The organism is Hymenobacter segetis (assembly GCF_054776495.1).
Map to the genome: position 1 here is coordinate 1,211,570 of NZ_BAAHBV010000002.1, position 16,189 is coordinate 1,227,758.

General features: G+C 64.0%; 9 protein-coding genes. 6 read left to right on the top strand and 3 right to left on the bottom strand.

The features are described 5' to 3' along the window. Window positions 1-18: 18 nt before the first annotated feature. The gene (locus ACYU70_RS15530; protein ID WP_342295316.1) at window positions 19-2,226 is read right to left on the bottom strand and encodes an ATP-binding protein; all 2,208 of its coding nucleotides are present in this window, start codon (window positions 2,224-2,226) and stop codon (window positions 19-21) included. Window positions 2,227-2,229: 3 nt separating this feature from the next. Beyond that, window positions 2,230-4,467, bottom strand: a complete 2,238-nt coding sequence (locus ACYU70_RS15535) for an ATP-binding protein (RefSeq protein WP_342295315.1) — start codon at window positions 4,465-4,467, stop codon at window positions 2,230-2,232. A 540-nt stretch (window positions 4,468-5,007) separates the two neighbouring features. Between ACYU70_RS15535 and ACYU70_RS15540 the strand changes: the two genes are divergently transcribed. Next, window positions 5,008-5,613: an HD domain-containing protein gene (locus ACYU70_RS15540; RefSeq protein WP_342295311.1), complete on the top strand. Its 606-nt coding sequence runs from the start codon at window positions 5,008-5,010 to the stop codon at window positions 5,611-5,613. On the opposite strand, the gene moeB is transcribed toward ACYU70_RS15540, so the two are convergent. Beyond that, the gene (gene moeB / locus ACYU70_RS15545) at window positions 5,610-6,713 is read right to left on the bottom strand and encodes a molybdopterin-synthase adenylyltransferase MoeB (protein WP_342295309.1); all 1,104 of its coding nucleotides are present in this window, start codon (window positions 6,711-6,713) and stop codon (window positions 5,610-5,612) included. The genes ACYU70_RS15540 and moeB overlap by 4 nt on opposite strands. A 410-nt stretch (window positions 6,714-7,123) precedes the next feature. Here moeB and ACYU70_RS15550 point away from each other — a divergent pair, with 410 nt between their 5' ends. From ACYU70_RS15550 to ACYU70_RS15570, 5 genes are all read left to right on the top strand, one after another. Beyond that, on the top strand, window positions 7,124-8,173 hold the full coding sequence (locus ACYU70_RS15550; protein ID WP_342295307.1) for an acetamidase/formamidase family protein: 1,050 nt from the start codon (window positions 7,124-7,126) through the stop codon (window positions 8,171-8,173). A gap of 83 nt (window positions 8,174-8,256) precedes the next feature. After that, on the top strand, window positions 8,257-9,330 hold the full coding sequence (locus tag ACYU70_RS15555; RefSeq protein WP_342295305.1) for a tetratricopeptide repeat protein: 1,074 nt from the start codon (window positions 8,257-8,259) through the stop codon (window positions 9,328-9,330). A gap of 165 nt (window positions 9,331-9,495) precedes the next feature. Next, on the top strand, window positions 9,496-11,556 hold the full coding sequence (locus ACYU70_RS15560; RefSeq protein WP_342295304.1) for an OmpA family protein: 2,061 nt from the start codon (window positions 9,496-9,498) through the stop codon (window positions 11,554-11,556). Window positions 11,557-11,743: 187 nt separating this feature from the next. After that, window positions 11,744-15,379: a hybrid sensor histidine kinase/response regulator gene (locus ACYU70_RS15565; protein ID WP_342295303.1), complete on the top strand. Its 3,636-nt coding sequence runs from the start codon at window positions 11,744-11,746 to the stop codon at window positions 15,377-15,379. A gap of 56 nt (window positions 15,380-15,435) precedes the next feature. Beyond that, window positions 15,436-16,164 carry a LytR/AlgR family response regulator transcription factor gene (locus tag ACYU70_RS15570; RefSeq protein ID WP_342295301.1) on the top strand — a complete coding sequence of 243 codons (729 nt, stop codon included), beginning with the start codon at window positions 15,436-15,438 and terminating at the stop codon, window positions 16,162-16,164. Window positions 16,165-16,189 lie beyond the last annotated feature (25 nt).

The following is a 16,189-nucleotide window of genomic DNA, read 5'->3' on the forward strand; positions in this document are numbered from 1 at the left end:
AATGTACTGCCCCGGCCGTTATGCTTTGCCGGCCGGCGGCAGGCTAATGATGAATTCGGTGCCCTCGCCCTCCACGCTTTCCACGGCCAGGGTGCCGCCGTGGCCCTTGGTCACAATCTCGTGGCTGAGCGACAGGCCCAGGCCCGTGCCCTCGCCCACCGGCTTGGTGGTGAAGAAGGGCTGGAAGATTTTTTCCCGCACCTGCGCCGGCATCCCTGTGCCATTGTCGTGCACGGTAATTTCGATGGTGCCGGTGGCGGTCTGGCGCGTGCATACCGTCACGGTGGGCTGGTAGGCAATGGCAGCGGCACCTTCCTGCTGGCGCTGGCGCACGGCGTGCAAGGCATTGGTGCACAGGTTTACCAGTACGCGGGTGAGGTCGGAGGCCACCACGGGCACCGGGGCCAGGTTGGGGGCAAAATCCTGCACCAGCGTGGCATGAAAGGCGGCATCCTGAGTGCGCAGGCCCTGGTAGGCCAGCGCCAGGGCCTCGGCCACCAGGGCGTTTAGCTCGGTAGGCACGCGCGGGCCGGCACCGGTGCGAGCATGGGCCAGCATGTCGGTGATGATGGCGGAAGCCCGCTGGCCCTGCTGGCTGATTTTGAGCAGGTTCTGCTTCAGGCCGGCCATTATTTCCTGCTCCAGGCCGGCAGGCTGCGCGGTGGGGCTGTGGTCGAGCAGGCCCACGCTCACATCGGCGAAGTTTTTCATGAAAGCCAGCGGGTTCTGCAGCTCGTGAGCAATGCCGGCCGACAGCTCGCCCACGAAGGCCCATTTCTCGGCCGCTACCAGCTGGCTTTGGGCGGCGCGGAGCTCGTCCTGCTGCTGCGTCAGCAGCGCGTAGGCCCGCTGCTTTTCGCGGTTGTTGCGCCAGAGCACGGCGCTCAGAGTGCCCACCGCCCCCAGGCCCAGCAGGGCCCCCAGCAGCAGCCAGCCCTGCTGGCGGTTACGGGTTTGGATGAGCCGGCTGGTGCTGGTGAGCATCCCAATCTGGGCCTGTTTTTTGGCCAGCTCGGCGCGGTATTCCAGCACGGCGGCTTGGCGCTGCAAGTCGCTGCTATTGAGGCTATCACGGTAAGCGCCAAACAGTTCCTCGTAGCGGTAGGCGGCCGCGAAATCGCCGCGCCGGGCCGAGGCCTGGGCCAGCACCTGGCTGGCGTCGCGGCTGGATGGGCGGTCGCCGCTGCGGCGCGTGGCCTGCAAGCTGCGCTGGGCGTAGATGATGGCGCTGTCGGGGCGGCCGGTGTGCAGGAAGGTGCGGGCCAGCACCAGTTGCGCCCGGGGCACTTCGCCCACGACTTGCAGGCGCGCCGCGCGCCGCAGGCTGCTGCGCACGTTGGCAAATGCTTCGGCGTAATGGCCCTGACGCTCTTCCATGTCGCCAATATTGATTTCTTCGAAAACCAGCCCGCCCTCGTCATTGGTTTGCCTGAAGACATTAGCTTCCTGCTCGTAATTAGCTTGAGCTTTGGCCCATTGGCCCTGAGTGCGGTAGAGGTTGCCCAGCCCGGCGTAGGCGTGGCCGATGCCGTTCTGGTCGCCCGAGCGCCGGGCCCAGCGCAGGCCCTGCGTGAGGTAGCGCCGGGCATTGTCATACTCGTGCAGGTAGGTGCTGGTGATGCCCAGCTGGGTGTTGAGAAAGGCCAGCCACTTCTGGCTGTGAGCCGCTTTGGCCAGGGCCAGGCCGCGCAGGTTGGCCTGCAACGACTTGGCGTACAGGCCCTGTTCCGAGTACACACTCGACTGGTTGTAGAGGCTGCGGGTTTGGCCCAGGCGGTCGCCGCTCAGCTCAAAGTCGTGCCGGGCTTGCTCCGAAAAGCTTTCGGCCAGGGTATACTCGCTGCGGTGGCGGTAGTGAAATCCCAGGCCCAGCTCGGCCTCGGCCGCGCCGGCGGTGTAGCCCAGCAGCTGCGCCAGCTGGCGTGCTTCCTCAAACAGCGCCGCCGACTCATTGGGAGCCTTGTTGCGCAGCTCCAGCGCCAGCGTGTTAAGGCTATTGACGCGCCCGGCATCAGGCTGCGGGTGGGCGCGCAGGGCCGCTCGCAGCCGGTCGATGGATTGGGGCCGGGTTTGGGCCTGAGGCTGAGCCTGCACGGGCGCGAACGCACTCAGCAGCACGCCGCCGGCTATGGCCCCGCGCAGGCCCCAGCCCAGCACCGTGCGGCGCAAGCCCAAGGCCCAGTGGGTGGCGGCGGCGCGCCCCGTCCAGTTAGCAGGCTTTTCCACAGCTCAGGCGGGCAGGGTAATGAGGAATTCGGTGCCCTCGCCCTCGCGGGTTTCCACGGTGAGGGTGCCGCCGTGGCCCTTAGTCACGATGTCGTAGCTCAGCGATAGGCCCAGGCCGGTACCCTCGCCGGGCGGCTTGGTGGTGAAGAAGGGCTGGAAGATTTTTTCCCGCACCTGCGCCGGCATCCCCGTGCCATTGTCCGAAACCAGAATTTCCACCACCGGGCTGTCGGTGGGGCGGCGGGTGCGCACTGTCACGGTGGGCTGGTAGCTGGCCGGCCCGCTGGTGCCCTGCTGCGCCAGGTCGCGCTGGCGCTGGCGCACGGCGTGCAAGGCATTGGTACACAGATTCAGCAGCACGCGGCCCATGTCCTGCGTCACCAGGGCCACCGGGCCCAGGCGGGGGTCCAGCTCCTTGCTCAGGGTGGCGTAAAAGTCCTTATCGGTGGCGCGCAGGCCCTGGTAGGCCAGCGACAGCGAATCGGCGGCCAGGGCATTGAGGTCGCTGGGCACAGGCTGGCCGGTGCCGGAGCGCGAGTGCTCCAGCATGTCCTTAATAATGGATGAAGCCCGCTGACCGTGCTGGCTGATTTGCTGCAAATTCTGCTTCAGACCAGCCAGAATCTCGGTTTCCAGCGCCGGGGCCTGGCCGTCGCCGTCACCATTCATGCCCTCCACAAGGTCGGTGCTGACTTCGGCAAAGTTTTTCATGAAGGTGAGCGGATTCTGCAGCTCGTGAGCAATGCCGGCCGTGAGCTCGCCCAGGAAAGCCATTTTCTCGGCCTGCACCAGCTGGTTCTGCGTTTGGCGCAGCTGGGCCAGGGTGCGCCGGTTCACCTGCAGCTGGCGGTAGATGAACGCGCCCAGGCACGACACCACCAGCACCGTCAGCAGCGCGCCCAGCAGTAGCCACTGGCCTAGGCGCAGGCGCACGGCCTGCACCGCCTGCGCCTGTTGCAAGCTGGCAATCTGCGCGTTCTGGGCTTGCTCCATCCGCTCGCTTTCGTACTGGGCTACGTGGAAAGTATTCTGGGCAGCATTCAGCGTATCAGTCAGGGCGATGTAGGCCCGGGAGTAGCGCTGGGCCTCGGCCGGCCGGTTGCGGGCATCATAAAAGGCGATGAGCTGCTTCAAATATTCGGGCCGCAGGCGCTCGATGCGGGCGGCAGTGGCTTTGCGGTAGGCCAGCAGCCAGTGGCTTTCGGCGCGGGCATCGTCGTGCCGGGCCGTGTAGTACCAGGCCCAGGCGGCATCCAGCTCAAACTCGCCCGGCCGGCCCGACATGGGAATGCGCAGCGAATCCCCGAGCTGTTGGGCACGCTCCAACAGCTGGCCCGCCGGCCCTACGCGCTGCATTTGCAGCAGCACCCGGCCCTTTTGCACCAGCGCGTAGGCCTGGCTGAGCTTGCGCTCGGCGGCATCGCCGCCGCGAGCGGTCAGCACCGAATCCACCATGTGCAGAGCGGTGGTGGGATGGTCGCCCTCGGCATACAGGCGCGACAAAGCCAAGAATGTAAACACCCGCTCCAGGCCTTGAATGCGCCGGAACTCGGGCAGGCGCAGGGCCTGGCCCAGGTACTGCACAGCTTTGGCGCGGTTGCCCCAGTCGGCATACACGTCCCCGGCCACCAGCAGCTCGCGCACGTAGAGCGGCCGGTCGTAGGCCCGCACCAGGTCGGCGGCGCGGAGCACGCTGTTGAGGGTGCGATTATAGTCGCCCATGCGCCGGTAGTAGCCGCCCTCCGACACGTAGCAGGCGGCCACGTTCTCGGTGGCCCTGCGCAGGCGGTAGTACGCCAGCTTTTCCTCGTAGTAGCGCTTGCGGGCATCCATCTGGTTCAGCCGGTTGTAGAGCGTCACCAGGTCAATCAGCAGCCACGGAATTGGCCGGCCCAGGCGGTCAAACTCCGTCACGGCTACCTTAATGGTGTCCAGGGCGGCCGCGTCGGCATTGCCCTGCTGCCACAGTACCAGCCCGTTGCGCAGGTGGCGGTAGGGTGCTGCGTCCAGCACTTGCAGCTGCTTATTGAGGCGCAGCAACTGGTCGAGCAAGGGCAGGGCCTGCACGTTGGTGGGGTGCAGGTCGAGCAGGTGCTGCACCACCCGCAGGCGGGCAGTATCAGAAGTTTGCTGCGGCAGGACACGGGTCAGCGAATCATAATCGGCCTCCCAGTAGTGCTGGCGGGCAACCACCGGCCCGCCCATCGCCCAGAAAATCAGCACCGTAAAAATCCATCTCATGGGCAAAGCTGGGTCTTGGCGGCGACGGGGAAATAAGTGGCCCATGCATACCGCATTCCAGAGCACGACACTGGCGGCCGGCACGAAAAGCGGTGGGATTGATGGGGCATCATCGCGGGTAGAAGCGAGTGGAAAACAGGTAAAATTACGGCCAGACTGCCGGGCCAGCCAGCATCGCCGGGCCCCGGCTACGCGCCGGTTTCCTTTGTCCGCGTAAAGATGAATTAATTACTCCAATTCCCTTATAATTGACACCAACAAATAGAACATTTACCTTAATTTTCAGTAAATTAGCCTTCCGCAAATCCATTGTCAGCAGGCAGTACACGGCCTCATAATAAAGGGAACCGAGTGCGATGGCTAATCAAGGTAGCGAATAATCCTGTTGTGCGATAAATCATATCTCGATTTATCGCAGCATTTCAATTTATTGAAAGTGGCGTAGTAGTTGCTGGCTGCTTCCTAAGTTTTGCTTTTTCTCTGTTTTTTGCCGTCGTGCCCCGCCGGGTTTCATCATCTCACCGCGTCCGTTCCTGCCGTATGCGAGCCCTACCTGCCGAAGCGTTTATCGTGCGCGAGCTGCGCCGGGGCCTGGCCCCCACCCTCTACTACCACAGCCTGGCCCACACGCTTGACGTGGCCCAGGCCGCCCAGACGCTGGCCGCCGCCGAAGGCGTGACCGATGCCGAAACCCTCACCCTACTCCGCACGGCGGCCCTGTACCACGATGCGGGCTTCCTGCACACGTATGAAGGCCACGAGGCCCGGGGATGCGAGATAGTGCGCGGCACGCTGCCGGAATTCGGCTATTCGCCAGGCCAGGTTGAGAAGATTTGCGCCCTGATTATTGCCACCCAGTATCCGCAGGAACCCCGCTGCCACCTGGCCCAGATTCTCTGCGATGCCGACCTCGACTACCTCGGCCGTCCCGATTTCGTGCCCATTTCCACCAGCCTGTTCCGCGAGCTGACGGCCCGCCAGCTCATCGCCAGCGAACACGCCTGGTTTCAGCTGCAGGAGCGTTTCCTGACCGGCCACCAGTACTGGACGGCCACGGCCCTGGCCCTGCGCGCCGCCCCCAAACAAGCGCGGCTTGCCCATATCCGCGCCCGCCTGGCCGCTTGGCCCAGCCCGGCGACGGCTTAATAATCGGCCAGGCCGTTGCGCAACGAGTACACTTCTGCGAAGCCATTGCTGAGTAGCAATTGCGCTGCTTTCTGGCTGCGCACGCCGCTGGCGCAATGCACCACCACTAGCACTTTGGGGGTTAATTCGGCCAACTGAGTCGCCAGCTGCCCCAACGGAATCAGCTGCCCGCCGATGCTGCGGTGAGCGTGCTCGTGGGGCTCGCGCACATCAATCAGCTGGAGCGGCCGGCCGCTGGCCTGCCAGTCCTTCAACTCATCGGCCGAGATTTCGGGGGCGCGGGCCGTGGCGGCTTCGAGCGGCGCTTCGCCGCAGAAAGCCGCGTAGTCGGGGGCCAGCGTGGTGAGGTGCTGGTTGGCCGCCACGGCCCGGAAGCCGATGGTCTGGAAGCGCATGCTGAGGGCATCGACTAGCAGCAGACGGCCGCTCAACACCTCCCCTATTTCGAGGATGATTTTCAGGGTTTCGTTGGCCTGCATGGTGCCGATGAGGCCGGGCAGCACGCCCAGCACGCCGATTTCGGCACAATTGGGGGCATCGCCGGGAGCGGGCGGCACCGGATGCAGGCAGCGGTAGGTGGGGCCATTCTGGTAATTGAACACCGAAACCTGCCCCTCAAACTTGAAGATGGCCCCGAATACCAGCGGCTTGCCCAGCACCACACAGGCATCGTTGACGAGGTAGCGGGTGGCAAAATTATCGGAGCAGTCTACCACCAAATCGTACTCCGCGAACAGCGCCAGCGCATTGGCTGCCGAAAGCACCACTTGGTACGGTTGCAGTTCGATGAAGGGATTCTGGGCGCGCAGCCTTTCGGCGGCCACCACGGCTTTGGGGCGGCCCACGTCGGCGGTGGCGTAGAGCACCTGGCGCTGCAGGTTGCTGTCGTCCACTGTGTCAAAGTCGAGCAGGCCGAGCGTGCCCACGCCGGCGGCGGCAAGATATTGGAGCACGGGGCAGCCCAGCCCGCCGCAGCCCACCACCAACACGCAGGCCGCTTTAAGCTTTTGCTGGCCGGCCGCACCTATTTCGGGCAGCAGCAGGTGGCGGCTGTAGCGGTTGGTTTCGGCGGCGGAGAGCGGGGCGGTGGCGGGGGGCATTGGGGTAGCGGGGTTTTGGCGCTTTGGCGCAGTGCGTCGGCTCATTTAAACAGCGGGCCGGGGCAATTGGCGGCAATCCGACTGCAAACTTCGGGTGAATGCCGTCCATTAGCCGGCGTTGCGCTTACGGCTTTCCGCCAGCCAGCGCTGCCACCAAGCCATTGCATGCAGCCTGATTGCTACCCTACATTTGCCGAATCAGGCAAAACCACGGGCAAGTAACAAGCGGGTTTTTACAAGTTTATTTTGCTTAACATAATAATAAAATGATATTACAGACCTGATTTTCAATTGATACCGACTATTTTCGACCATTAGGCAACAGCAGGCCGCATCCTATGGCCACCCCTCACCGAGCCACATCCAAGCAGTCTGCCTGACAACCGCTACCCCGGAGCGAACTTACCGCCATGAAAGTTTGCTTCCCGCTTTTTGCCCTGGCGGCGCTGCTACTCGGCCCGCCGCCCCGCACCCAGGCCCAGAAAGCCGCCCTGCACGAGTTGCCCATCACGCCGGCCACCGCCGCGTGGGGCTATTATGATGCCGCCGCGCCGCCCGTGCTACGCATCAAATCCGGCGAAACGGTGCGGGTGCACACGCTCATCACCTCCACGCCGGCCCGGCTGGAAGGCGCGGGCCTGCCCGCCGCGCAAGTTGAGCCCAACCTGCGTGACATCACCGAGCATGTGACCAACAAAGGGCCGGGCGGGCACATCCTCACCGGCCCCATTTTCGTGGAAGGGGCCGAGCCCGGCGACGTGCTGGAAGTCCGCATTCAGTCCATCGATTTGGCCATTCCCTACGCCTACAATGCTTTCGGGGCCAAAAGCGGCTTCATCCCCGAGGATTTCGGCTACGCCAAAATGCGCATCATCCCGCTCGATGCGAAGAAGATGGTGGCGCATTTTCTGCCGGGAATCGACGTGCCGCTGCGGCCGTTTTTCGGGAGCATGGGCGTGGCCCCGCCGGCCGCGGCGGGCCGCATCAATAGCGCGCCGCCCGGCATCCACGGCGGCAACCTCGATAACAAGGAACTGGTGGCCGGCACCACGCTCTATCTGCCGGTGCACGCGGCGGGGGGCCTGTTTTTCGTGGGTGATGGCCACGCTGGCCAAGGCAACGGCGAAGTCGACATTACGGCACTGGAAACCTCGCTCACGGGCACGCTGCAATTCATCGTGCGCAAGGATTTGCACCAAACCCTGCCCCGCGCCGAAACGCCCACCGCCTACATCAGCATGGGCCTGAACGAGGATTTGACCCTCGCCGCTAAGGACGCAGTACGCGAAATGATTGCCTTTCTGGTGGCCGAAAAGCACCTCAGCCGCGACGATGCCTATATGCTGTGCAGCGTGGCCGGCGACCTCGACGTGACGCAGGTGGTGGACGGTACGCGCGGGGCGCACATGATTTTGCCCAAGAGCATTTTCGGGAAAGTGAAGACAGCGAAGAAGGAATAGCAAGACATTCTTCATTATTAGCTCAAACCAAAAAATCCAATATCTTCGCTATCCACGCTTTCCTTTCGACTTAGCATCTGGCTATGATACAAAAGAGTCTGTTTTTCTTCGTGTTGCTGGGTGCGCCGCTGGCTGGCTGGGCGCAAGTCGACACCGTGCGGGCCAGCACCCTGCCCGGCCCGCAGCTGGCCGAAAAGGCTTACAACAGCGGCCTCGTCAGCTTCAGTAAGCAGAGCTACCCGGCGGCGCTGGCCAGTTTCGACCAGGCCATTGCCGCCAAGCCCGATTTTGCGGCTGCCTACACCAACCGCGCCGCCACCCGCTACGAGCTGAAAGAATACCCGCAGGCGCTGGCCGACTACGACCAAGCCCTGAAGCTGGAGCCCGGCAACTACGCCGGCTACTTCGGCCGCGGCCGCACCCACGAGGCCCAGAACCAGCCCAGCGAGGCCGAAACCGACTATTCCGAAGCCGTGAAGGCCAAGGCCGACTACGCGCCGGCATGGTACAGCCGCGCCGTGCTGCGCTTCGAGAAAGGCGAATACCAAGCTGCCCGCGACGATTTCGACGGGGCCATCAAGGCCGACCCCAAGCTGGCCTACGCCTACCACGACCGCGCCAGCACCCAGCAGAAGCTCGGCAACTACGCCGCCGCCGCCCTGGACTATACCGAAGCGCTGGCCTTGCAGCCCGAGCTGCTCTCGGCCCTGCTGAACCGCGCCACCGCCGAGCGCCACACCGGCCAGCTGCCCCAGGCCCTGAAAGACTACGACGCCTACCTAGCCAAGAAAACCGACAACGCCCTGGCCTACAACAACCGGGGCAGTGCCCGCTTCGAAAACAAGGACTACGCCGGGGCCATTGCTGATTTCAGCCAGGCACTCCAGCTCGACCCGAAGTACGCCTACGCCTGGAACAACCGCGCCGCCGCTCAGCTCAAGCTGGAAAAATACGCCGATGCCGCCGCCGATGCCAGCGCCGCCCTCAAGCTAAAACCCGACTACGCCGAGGCCTACCTCAACCGGGGCCACGCCCGCGAAATGCTCCGCCAAGCCGATGAGGCCTGCCAGGACTGGCGCAAAGCCGCCGAGCTGGGCATTGCCGTGGGGAATAACTACGCGGCGGCGGCTGGTTGCGCGGGCGAGGCGGCGGAGTAGTGGCGAAGCGGCCAAGTAGTTGAGAATATCACACAAAAAGAACGTCATGCAGAGCGCAGCGAAGCATCTTGCCCGCAGTCACTAAATCCTTTCGATTGAATTGCATTGAGCAGTAAAGATGCTTCGCTGCGCTCTGCATGACGACCAATATTATTCCATTCTGCTATGTCCTTTCCTATTCGCCTGCTAGTCCTCCTGCTCCTCGCCAGCGCCGCGCTGCCTGCCGCGGCCCAAAGCGTGGCCTTTACCAAAGACAACTTTGGCGATAATAAAGAAGGCCTGCGCGAAGCCAACCGCGAGCTGAAAGCCGGCGACGATGACTACCGCGCCGACCCGCCGCGCTACGCCCAGTCCCTGCCGCACTTTCTGGCGGCCCAGGAATTCAACCCCAATAACGCGGCCCTGAATGTTAAAATCGGCGACTGCTACCTGAACTCGGCTACCAAAACCGCCGCCCTGCCCTACCTGCAAAAAGCGGCCAAGCTCGACGCCACCGCCGATGCCCGCACCCATTACCTGCTGGCCCGTGCCCTGCACCTAAGTGGCAAATGGCGCGAGGCCATGGCCGAATACCAGCTGGCCACGCCCGTGGGCAGCAACACCCGCAACGGCGACGCCGGCACCATCACGCCCAACGACTTGCAGCGCCGCATTCAGGAGTGCCGCAACGGCCAGCAGCTGATGGCCCACCCCACGCGCGTGTTCATTGATAACGCCGGGCCGGAGCTAAACTCGCAGGCCTCGGACTACGGTCCGGTGGTGTCGGCTGATGAGTCGACTATCCTTATTACTTCGCGCCGGGAGGGCTCGACGGGCGGCAAGAAGGACCCGGAGGGTAACGGCTATTTTGAAGACATTTACCAATCGACCTGGAAGGGCAAGGCCTGGAGCCGCGCCACCAACCTGGGCGCGCCCGTGAACACCGACGACCACAACGCCACCGTGGGCCTGGCCCCCGACGGCCAGCGCATGCTGGTGTACGTGGGCACCAACGGCGGCGATTTGCTCGAAACCACCCTCGGCGGTACGGCCTGGGACAAGCCCCGCCGCCTCAACAGCCGCATCAACACCAACGCCCACGAAACCTCGGCCAGCTACTCGCCCGACGGCCGCTACCTCTATTTCGTGAGCGACCGCGAAGGCGGCGCGGGCAGCTCCGACATTTACAAAGTAGACCTCGATGGCAAAAACACGCCCGTGAGCCTGGGCCCGGCCATCAACACGGCTTATGGTGAGGAGGGTGCCTTTATGGCCCCCGATGGCAAGACGCTGTACTTTTCTTCCGAAGGCCACAACTCGATGGGCGGCTACGACATCTTCAAATCGGTGTTTGAAAACGGCAAGTGGAGTACGCCCGAAAACCTGGGCTGGCCCATTAATACGCCCGATGATGACGTATTTTTCGTGACCTCGGCCTCGGGGCGGCACGGCTATTATAGCAGCGACCGGCCCGGCGGGCTGGGCGCGAAGGACATCTACCGCATCACCTTTCTCGGGCCGGAGAAACAGCCTTTGCTGAGCGAAGAGGACCAATTATTGGCCTCGCGCCTCGTGCCCATCAAGCAAACGGTGCTGGCTCCGGCGGTGGCGGTGGCCACGGCCCAGGTCACCATCCTGAAAGGCACCGTGACCGATGACGCCACCAAACAGCCACTCGACGCGGCCATCGACCTCATCGACAACACCAGCGGGCAGACCATCGCCAATTTCCGCAGCAATGCCACCTCGGGCCGCTACCTGGTGAGCCTGCCTTCGGGCACTAACTACGGCATCGTGGTGCGGCAGGACGGCTACCTTTTTCACTCCGAAAACTTCGACCTACCCGCCGGCGCGGCCTTCGCCGAAGTGGTGAAGGACATCCCCATGAAGAAGCTGGAAATCGGCACCACCATCGTGCTGCGCAACATTTTTTTCGATACCGGCAAGGCGACCCTGCGCCCCGAAAGCACCGCCGAGCTGGAGCGCCTGCAAAAGCTCCTCACCGAAACGCCCGCCCTGAAGCTGGAAATGGCTGGCCACACCGACGACGTGGGCGAAGCCGCCATGAACCAGGACCTGAGTCAGCGCCGCGCCCAGGCCGTGGTGAGTTACCTGACCCAGCACGGCATCGCCGCCGCCCGCCTCACGGCCATGGGCTACGGCGAAACCAGGCCCGAAGTGCCCAACACCAGCAAAGGCAACCGCCAACTCAACCGCCGCACCGAGTTCAAGGTGACGGCCAAGTAAGTAGCGCGGACTTTTAGTCCGCGCGTGACGGCTCGGGTTAGGATAAAAGCCCGCGCTACTATCGGGCAAAACGCTGTATTCGTCGGGTTCTGCACTTCGATAACCGTAAAGTCGGCCCGCCGCTCAACGGCCCGTTCTACCTTGCAGCGTCAAACAACTGCCCAATCCGGCAGGTGGTGTTTTCCGCTTGAAACTACTTCTCCGCTTTCTCTATATCCGTCGGCTGGGCCTGATGCTGCTGGCGCTGCTTGGGCTGCTGCTTTGGATGCGGCCGGCCAGCGCCCAGCAGGCCTATTTGCGCCAGTTTGGGCCAACGGAGGGATTCCGGCCGGCTTTCGTGTACGCGCTGCTGCAGGACCGGCAGGGCTACCTCTGGCTAGGCACTGGCGAAGGCCTTATTCGCTACGACGGCACCCAGTTCGTGGCCTTTACTCAGAAAGACGGCCTAGCCGAGGATTTTGTGGTGTCGCTGTGCGAGGAGCCCACTACCGGCCGGCTCTGGGTAGGCCACTACCAAGGCGGCATTTCGGTGAAGCAAACCGCCACCAGTTCATTCAGCCCGGCCAAGCGTAGTGCCGTCCCCGTCGGCCTGCGCCTGCCCGCCGACGGCCCCCCGCACGTCGATACCGCCGCCATCGGCCGCTACCTGCGCCGATACCACCTGCGCCTGCCCGAAGGCACCGAACCCACCTGCCTGCTCGAGGACCGCGAAGGCAACGCCTGGCTGGGCACCGCCGGTCAGGGCCTGCTGCGCCATTCGGACCGGCATTTGAGGCTGGAAGCATACCCCCTCGCTTCGGCCAATCAACTGCCGGCGCTGGCTACGGTGCACCAAAAAGGTTTGGCCGAAGCCTGGGCTACTTTCGGCGGCAACCGCTTTTTCCGGCTTCATGCTAATGGCCTTGCGCCTGCTCAGCAAGGCGATTTCGTAGCTCCGGCTCTGCGCGGCGGTTCGGTGAAAGCGCTGCTGCCGCGCCCGGCGCGGCTGGGCGGCGGGTTCTGGGTCGGCACGTCCACCGGCCTTTACACAGCCGCCGCGCCCGGTCATATTCCGCAGGCTGTACCGGGTTTCAATAGTACCGATTTCAATATCACGGCCCTGGCCTACACGCCCGGCTCCGGCCTCTGGGTAGGCACCGCCGCTGATGGCCTCTACCTCCTGCCCGCCGATTCTTCGCAGCGAATTCGCCATTTCACCACCGCCAACGGCCTGCTGCACAACACCACCTACGCCCTGCTGGCCGACCACACCGGCCGCGTCTGGGTGGCCACGCACGGCACCGGCATCGCCGCCTACGACCCTGTGATGGACGAATTCGTGCACTACCGCCTCGGCTCCGTGGGCCTTGATGCCAGCAGCCTAGCCGAGGATGCCGACGGCCGCATCTGGGTGGGCACCGAGGGCCAGAGCATCTATTGCCGCCAGCGTTCCGGCCAGTGGCAACAGCTCACCGCCGCCAGCCAGCTGCCTTCCGACTATACCTATGGAATGCTGCCGCTGCCCGGCCCCGCCGGTCCGCAGTTGCTGCTGGTGCATCGCCAGGGCCTCACGCTGCTGGATTGCCGCACCCGCGTCTTCACGCCCCTCGCCGCCACCGATAACCCGCTGGTGCGCGACTGCCTCGGCCCCGCCGCCCTATCTGCAGGCCCCCGCACCGGCGCGGTAGCGTGGCTGAGCACCCGCACCGGCCTGCTCCGCGTAGACGTAGCCACTACCCGCCGCCTCGCCACCACCCGCCGGCCCGGCCTGGCCATTACCGGGGTCGAAGTCGACGGCGAAGCCCGCGCCCTGGATGCGCTGGGCTGGCTATCCGCCACCCGCCACCGCGTCAATTTCACCTTTCAGGGCATCAGCCTCAATGCCGGTGCCGTCCTCACCTACCAGCACCGCCTGCGCGGCCTCTCCGATGAGTGGAGCCGCCCCAGCACTGCCGGCGAAGCCCAGTTTCCGGGCCTCGATGCTGGCCAGTATGTGTTTGAGACGCGGGTGCGGCGCGGCAACAGTGGGCCGTGGAGCCCGGTGGTGGCCGCCACTTTTGGCGTGGCTACGCCGCTGTGGCGTACCTGGTGGTTCCGCACGTTTGCGTTGCTGGCGCTGGCCGGGTTGGCTTATGGGCTGGTGCGCTTCCGCGAGCGCACGCTGCGCCGCACCCAGTTTGTGCTGGAGCGCACTGTGCGCGAGCGCACCGCCGAGCTGCGCCAGCAGAAAGCCCACATCGAAGACATCAACGCCGATTTGGTGGTGGCCCGCGACGCGGCCGAGGCCTCGCGCCGGGCCAAGGCGCAGTTTCTGGCCAACATGAGCCACGAAATCCGCACGCCGATGAACGCCGTTATCGGCCTCACCAACCTGCTGCAAGCTACCCGTCCCAACACCGAGCAGGCCGAATACCTCACGGCCATCGAGTCGTCGTCGCAAAACCTGCTGGTGATTATCAACGACATCCTCGACAGCTCGAAGATGGAAGCCGGCAAGCTGACGCTGGAGCAGGTACCCTTCCGCCTGCCCGAAGCCGTGCGCCGCCTCGGGGCCATGTTCAAGTTTGCCACTGAAAGCAAAGGCCTCTTTCTGGCCGTAAACGTGGCCGACAACGTGCCCGCCGCCGTGCTCGGCGACCCCGTGCGCCTCAATCAGGTGCTGGTGAATCTGGTGGGTAATGCCATCAAATTCACCCGCGCCGGCGGCGTCACGGTTACGGTAGAAACTGTTTCAGCCCCCGACCCAGCCGGCCACGCCCTCGTTCGCTTCGCCGTGCGTGACACCGGCATTGGCATCCCAAATGACAAGTTGGGGGCCATTTTCGAGGATTTTTCGCAGGCCAACACTTCCACCACCCGCGAGTTTGGCGGCACTGGCCTGGGCCTGAGCATTGCCCGCAACCTCGTGCAGTTGCACGGCGGCCAGCTCGGCGTGACCAGCGAGGAAGGCCAAGGCTCCGAGTTTTTCTTCGAGCTGCCCTACGAAGTGGCCGATGCCAGCGCCGCCCGCCCCGACGCCCACGCTGGCCTGCTCACGCCCTTCGAGCCGGCGTTGCGCATCTTGGTGGCAGAGGACAACGCCCTCAACCAACTCGTGGCCCGCAAAACCCTCGAAGCCTGGAACGTGCAGGTCGTCATCGCCGATAACGGCCGCCTGGCCGTGGAGGCCATCACCGGCGCCACCCAGCCCTTCGACGCCATCCTGATGGATGTGCAAATGCCCGAGCTTGACGGCTATGGGGCCACCCGCGAAATCCGCCAGCACTTTCCCGATGCCGGCCAGTTACCCATCATCGGCCTCACCGCCTCCGTGCTGCCCGAAGACCGCGCCCTGGCCCTGGCCGCCGGCATGAATGATACCCTCGCCAAGCCCTTCGAGCCGGCCGTGCTCTACGCCCGCATTGCCCATTTCACCGGCCGGGGCACCGCCGGTGCCGAAGCAGCCATCACCTCCAACGAAGAACATATTCCCGCCAACCCGCCAACCCACCAATCCACCAACCCACCAACGCTCAAGCCCGACTGGCACCTATTGGAAGAGCTGGCCGGCGGAAATGAAGGCTTCCTGCGTCAAATCATCACCACCTTCCTCACCGAAGCCCCGGCCTTGGAGGCATTAATGGCCGCCACCTGCCCCAGTGACCCCGCCGCGCTGGCCAGCACCGCCCACAAGCTCAAGGGCCAAGTGGCCTATTTTGGTGTGCCGGTGTTGCACACCCAGCTCGACGAGTTGGAACGGGCCGCCCGCCACCCGGCCCTGCCCTACTGCGAGCCGCTGCTCGACACCATCCGCCAGCAGCTGGCCGAGCTGTACCCGCAGCTGGAGGAGCGGGCCGGAACTTGAAAACTGAACCGTGGGCCCTACATTCGTTACCAAAACTCCCACCGTTTCGCTTTCTTATGGCTGTTTCTAATCTGCGTTGCTTAGTGGTTGATGACGACCCAATGTCGGTTCAGATAGTGCTCAATTGCATCAACAACACGCCATTTCTGACGGCTGTCGGCAGCTTCACCAACCCCATCGAAGCCGCCGAGTCCCTGCGCACCGCGCCCGTCGACCTGCTGTTTCTCGATGTGGAAATGCCGCTGCTCTCCGGCATCGAACTGCTGGGAATGCTCCAGAATCCGCCCTTAGTCGTGCTCATCACCAGCAGCAAAGACTACGCGGTGCAGGCTTTCGAGCACGCCGTGGTCGACTACCTGGTGAAGCCTGTGAGCTACGCCCGTTTCCTGCAAGCTTCCCAAAAAGCCCTGGAAATGGCCGAGCGCCGCGCCGCCGCAGCCGGCCCCGATGCCATCGAAACGTCCGACGCTGACGCCGATTTCACCTTCGTGAAAGTCGACAACAAGCTCGTGCGCGTCAGCTTCGACGAAGTGCGCTACGTGGAAGCCCTCGGCGACTACGTGCACATCGTCACGGGCCAGAGCAAGCTCATCGTGTATAGCACCATGAAGGCGGTGGAAGAGAAGTTTCCCAGCAACCGCTTCGTGCGTGTGCACCGCTCCTTCATCGTCAATTTCAACCGCATTCAGGCCCTCGAAGACAACTCGGTCATCGTGGAAGGCAAGCACATTCCCGTGGGCCAGACCTACCTGCGCGAGGTCATGCAGCGCCTTAATAAATTCTAGCCGCCGCGCCGTTTTCTTCGCCTAA

Bases quoted from the DNA above. Each gene is read 5' to 3' on its own strand.
- ACYU70_RS15535 (WP_342295315.1), bottom strand. From the start codon at position 4,467: ATGAGATGGATTTTTACGGTGCTGATTTTCTGGGCGATGGGCGGGCCG.
- ACYU70_RS15540 (WP_342295311.1), top strand. From the start codon at position 5,008: ATGCGAGCCCTACCTGCCGAAGCGTTTATCGTGCGCGAGCTGCGCCGG.
- moeB (WP_342295309.1), bottom strand. From the start codon at position 6,713: ATGCCCCCCGCCACCGCCCCGCTCTCCGCCGCCGAAACCAACCGCTAC.
- ACYU70_RS15550 (WP_342295307.1), top strand. From the start codon at position 7,124: ATGAAAGTTTGCTTCCCGCTTTTTGCCCTGGCGGCGCTGCTACTCGGC.
- ACYU70_RS15555 (WP_342295305.1), top strand. From the start codon at position 8,257: ATGATACAAAAGAGTCTGTTTTTCTTCGTGTTGCTGGGTGCGCCGCTG.
- ACYU70_RS15560 (WP_342295304.1), top strand. From the start codon at position 9,496: ATGTCCTTTCCTATTCGCCTGCTAGTCCTCCTGCTCCTCGCCAGCGCC.
- ACYU70_RS15570 (WP_342295301.1), top strand. From the start codon at position 15,436: ATGGCTGTTTCTAATCTGCGTTGCTTAGTGGTTGATGACGACCCAATG.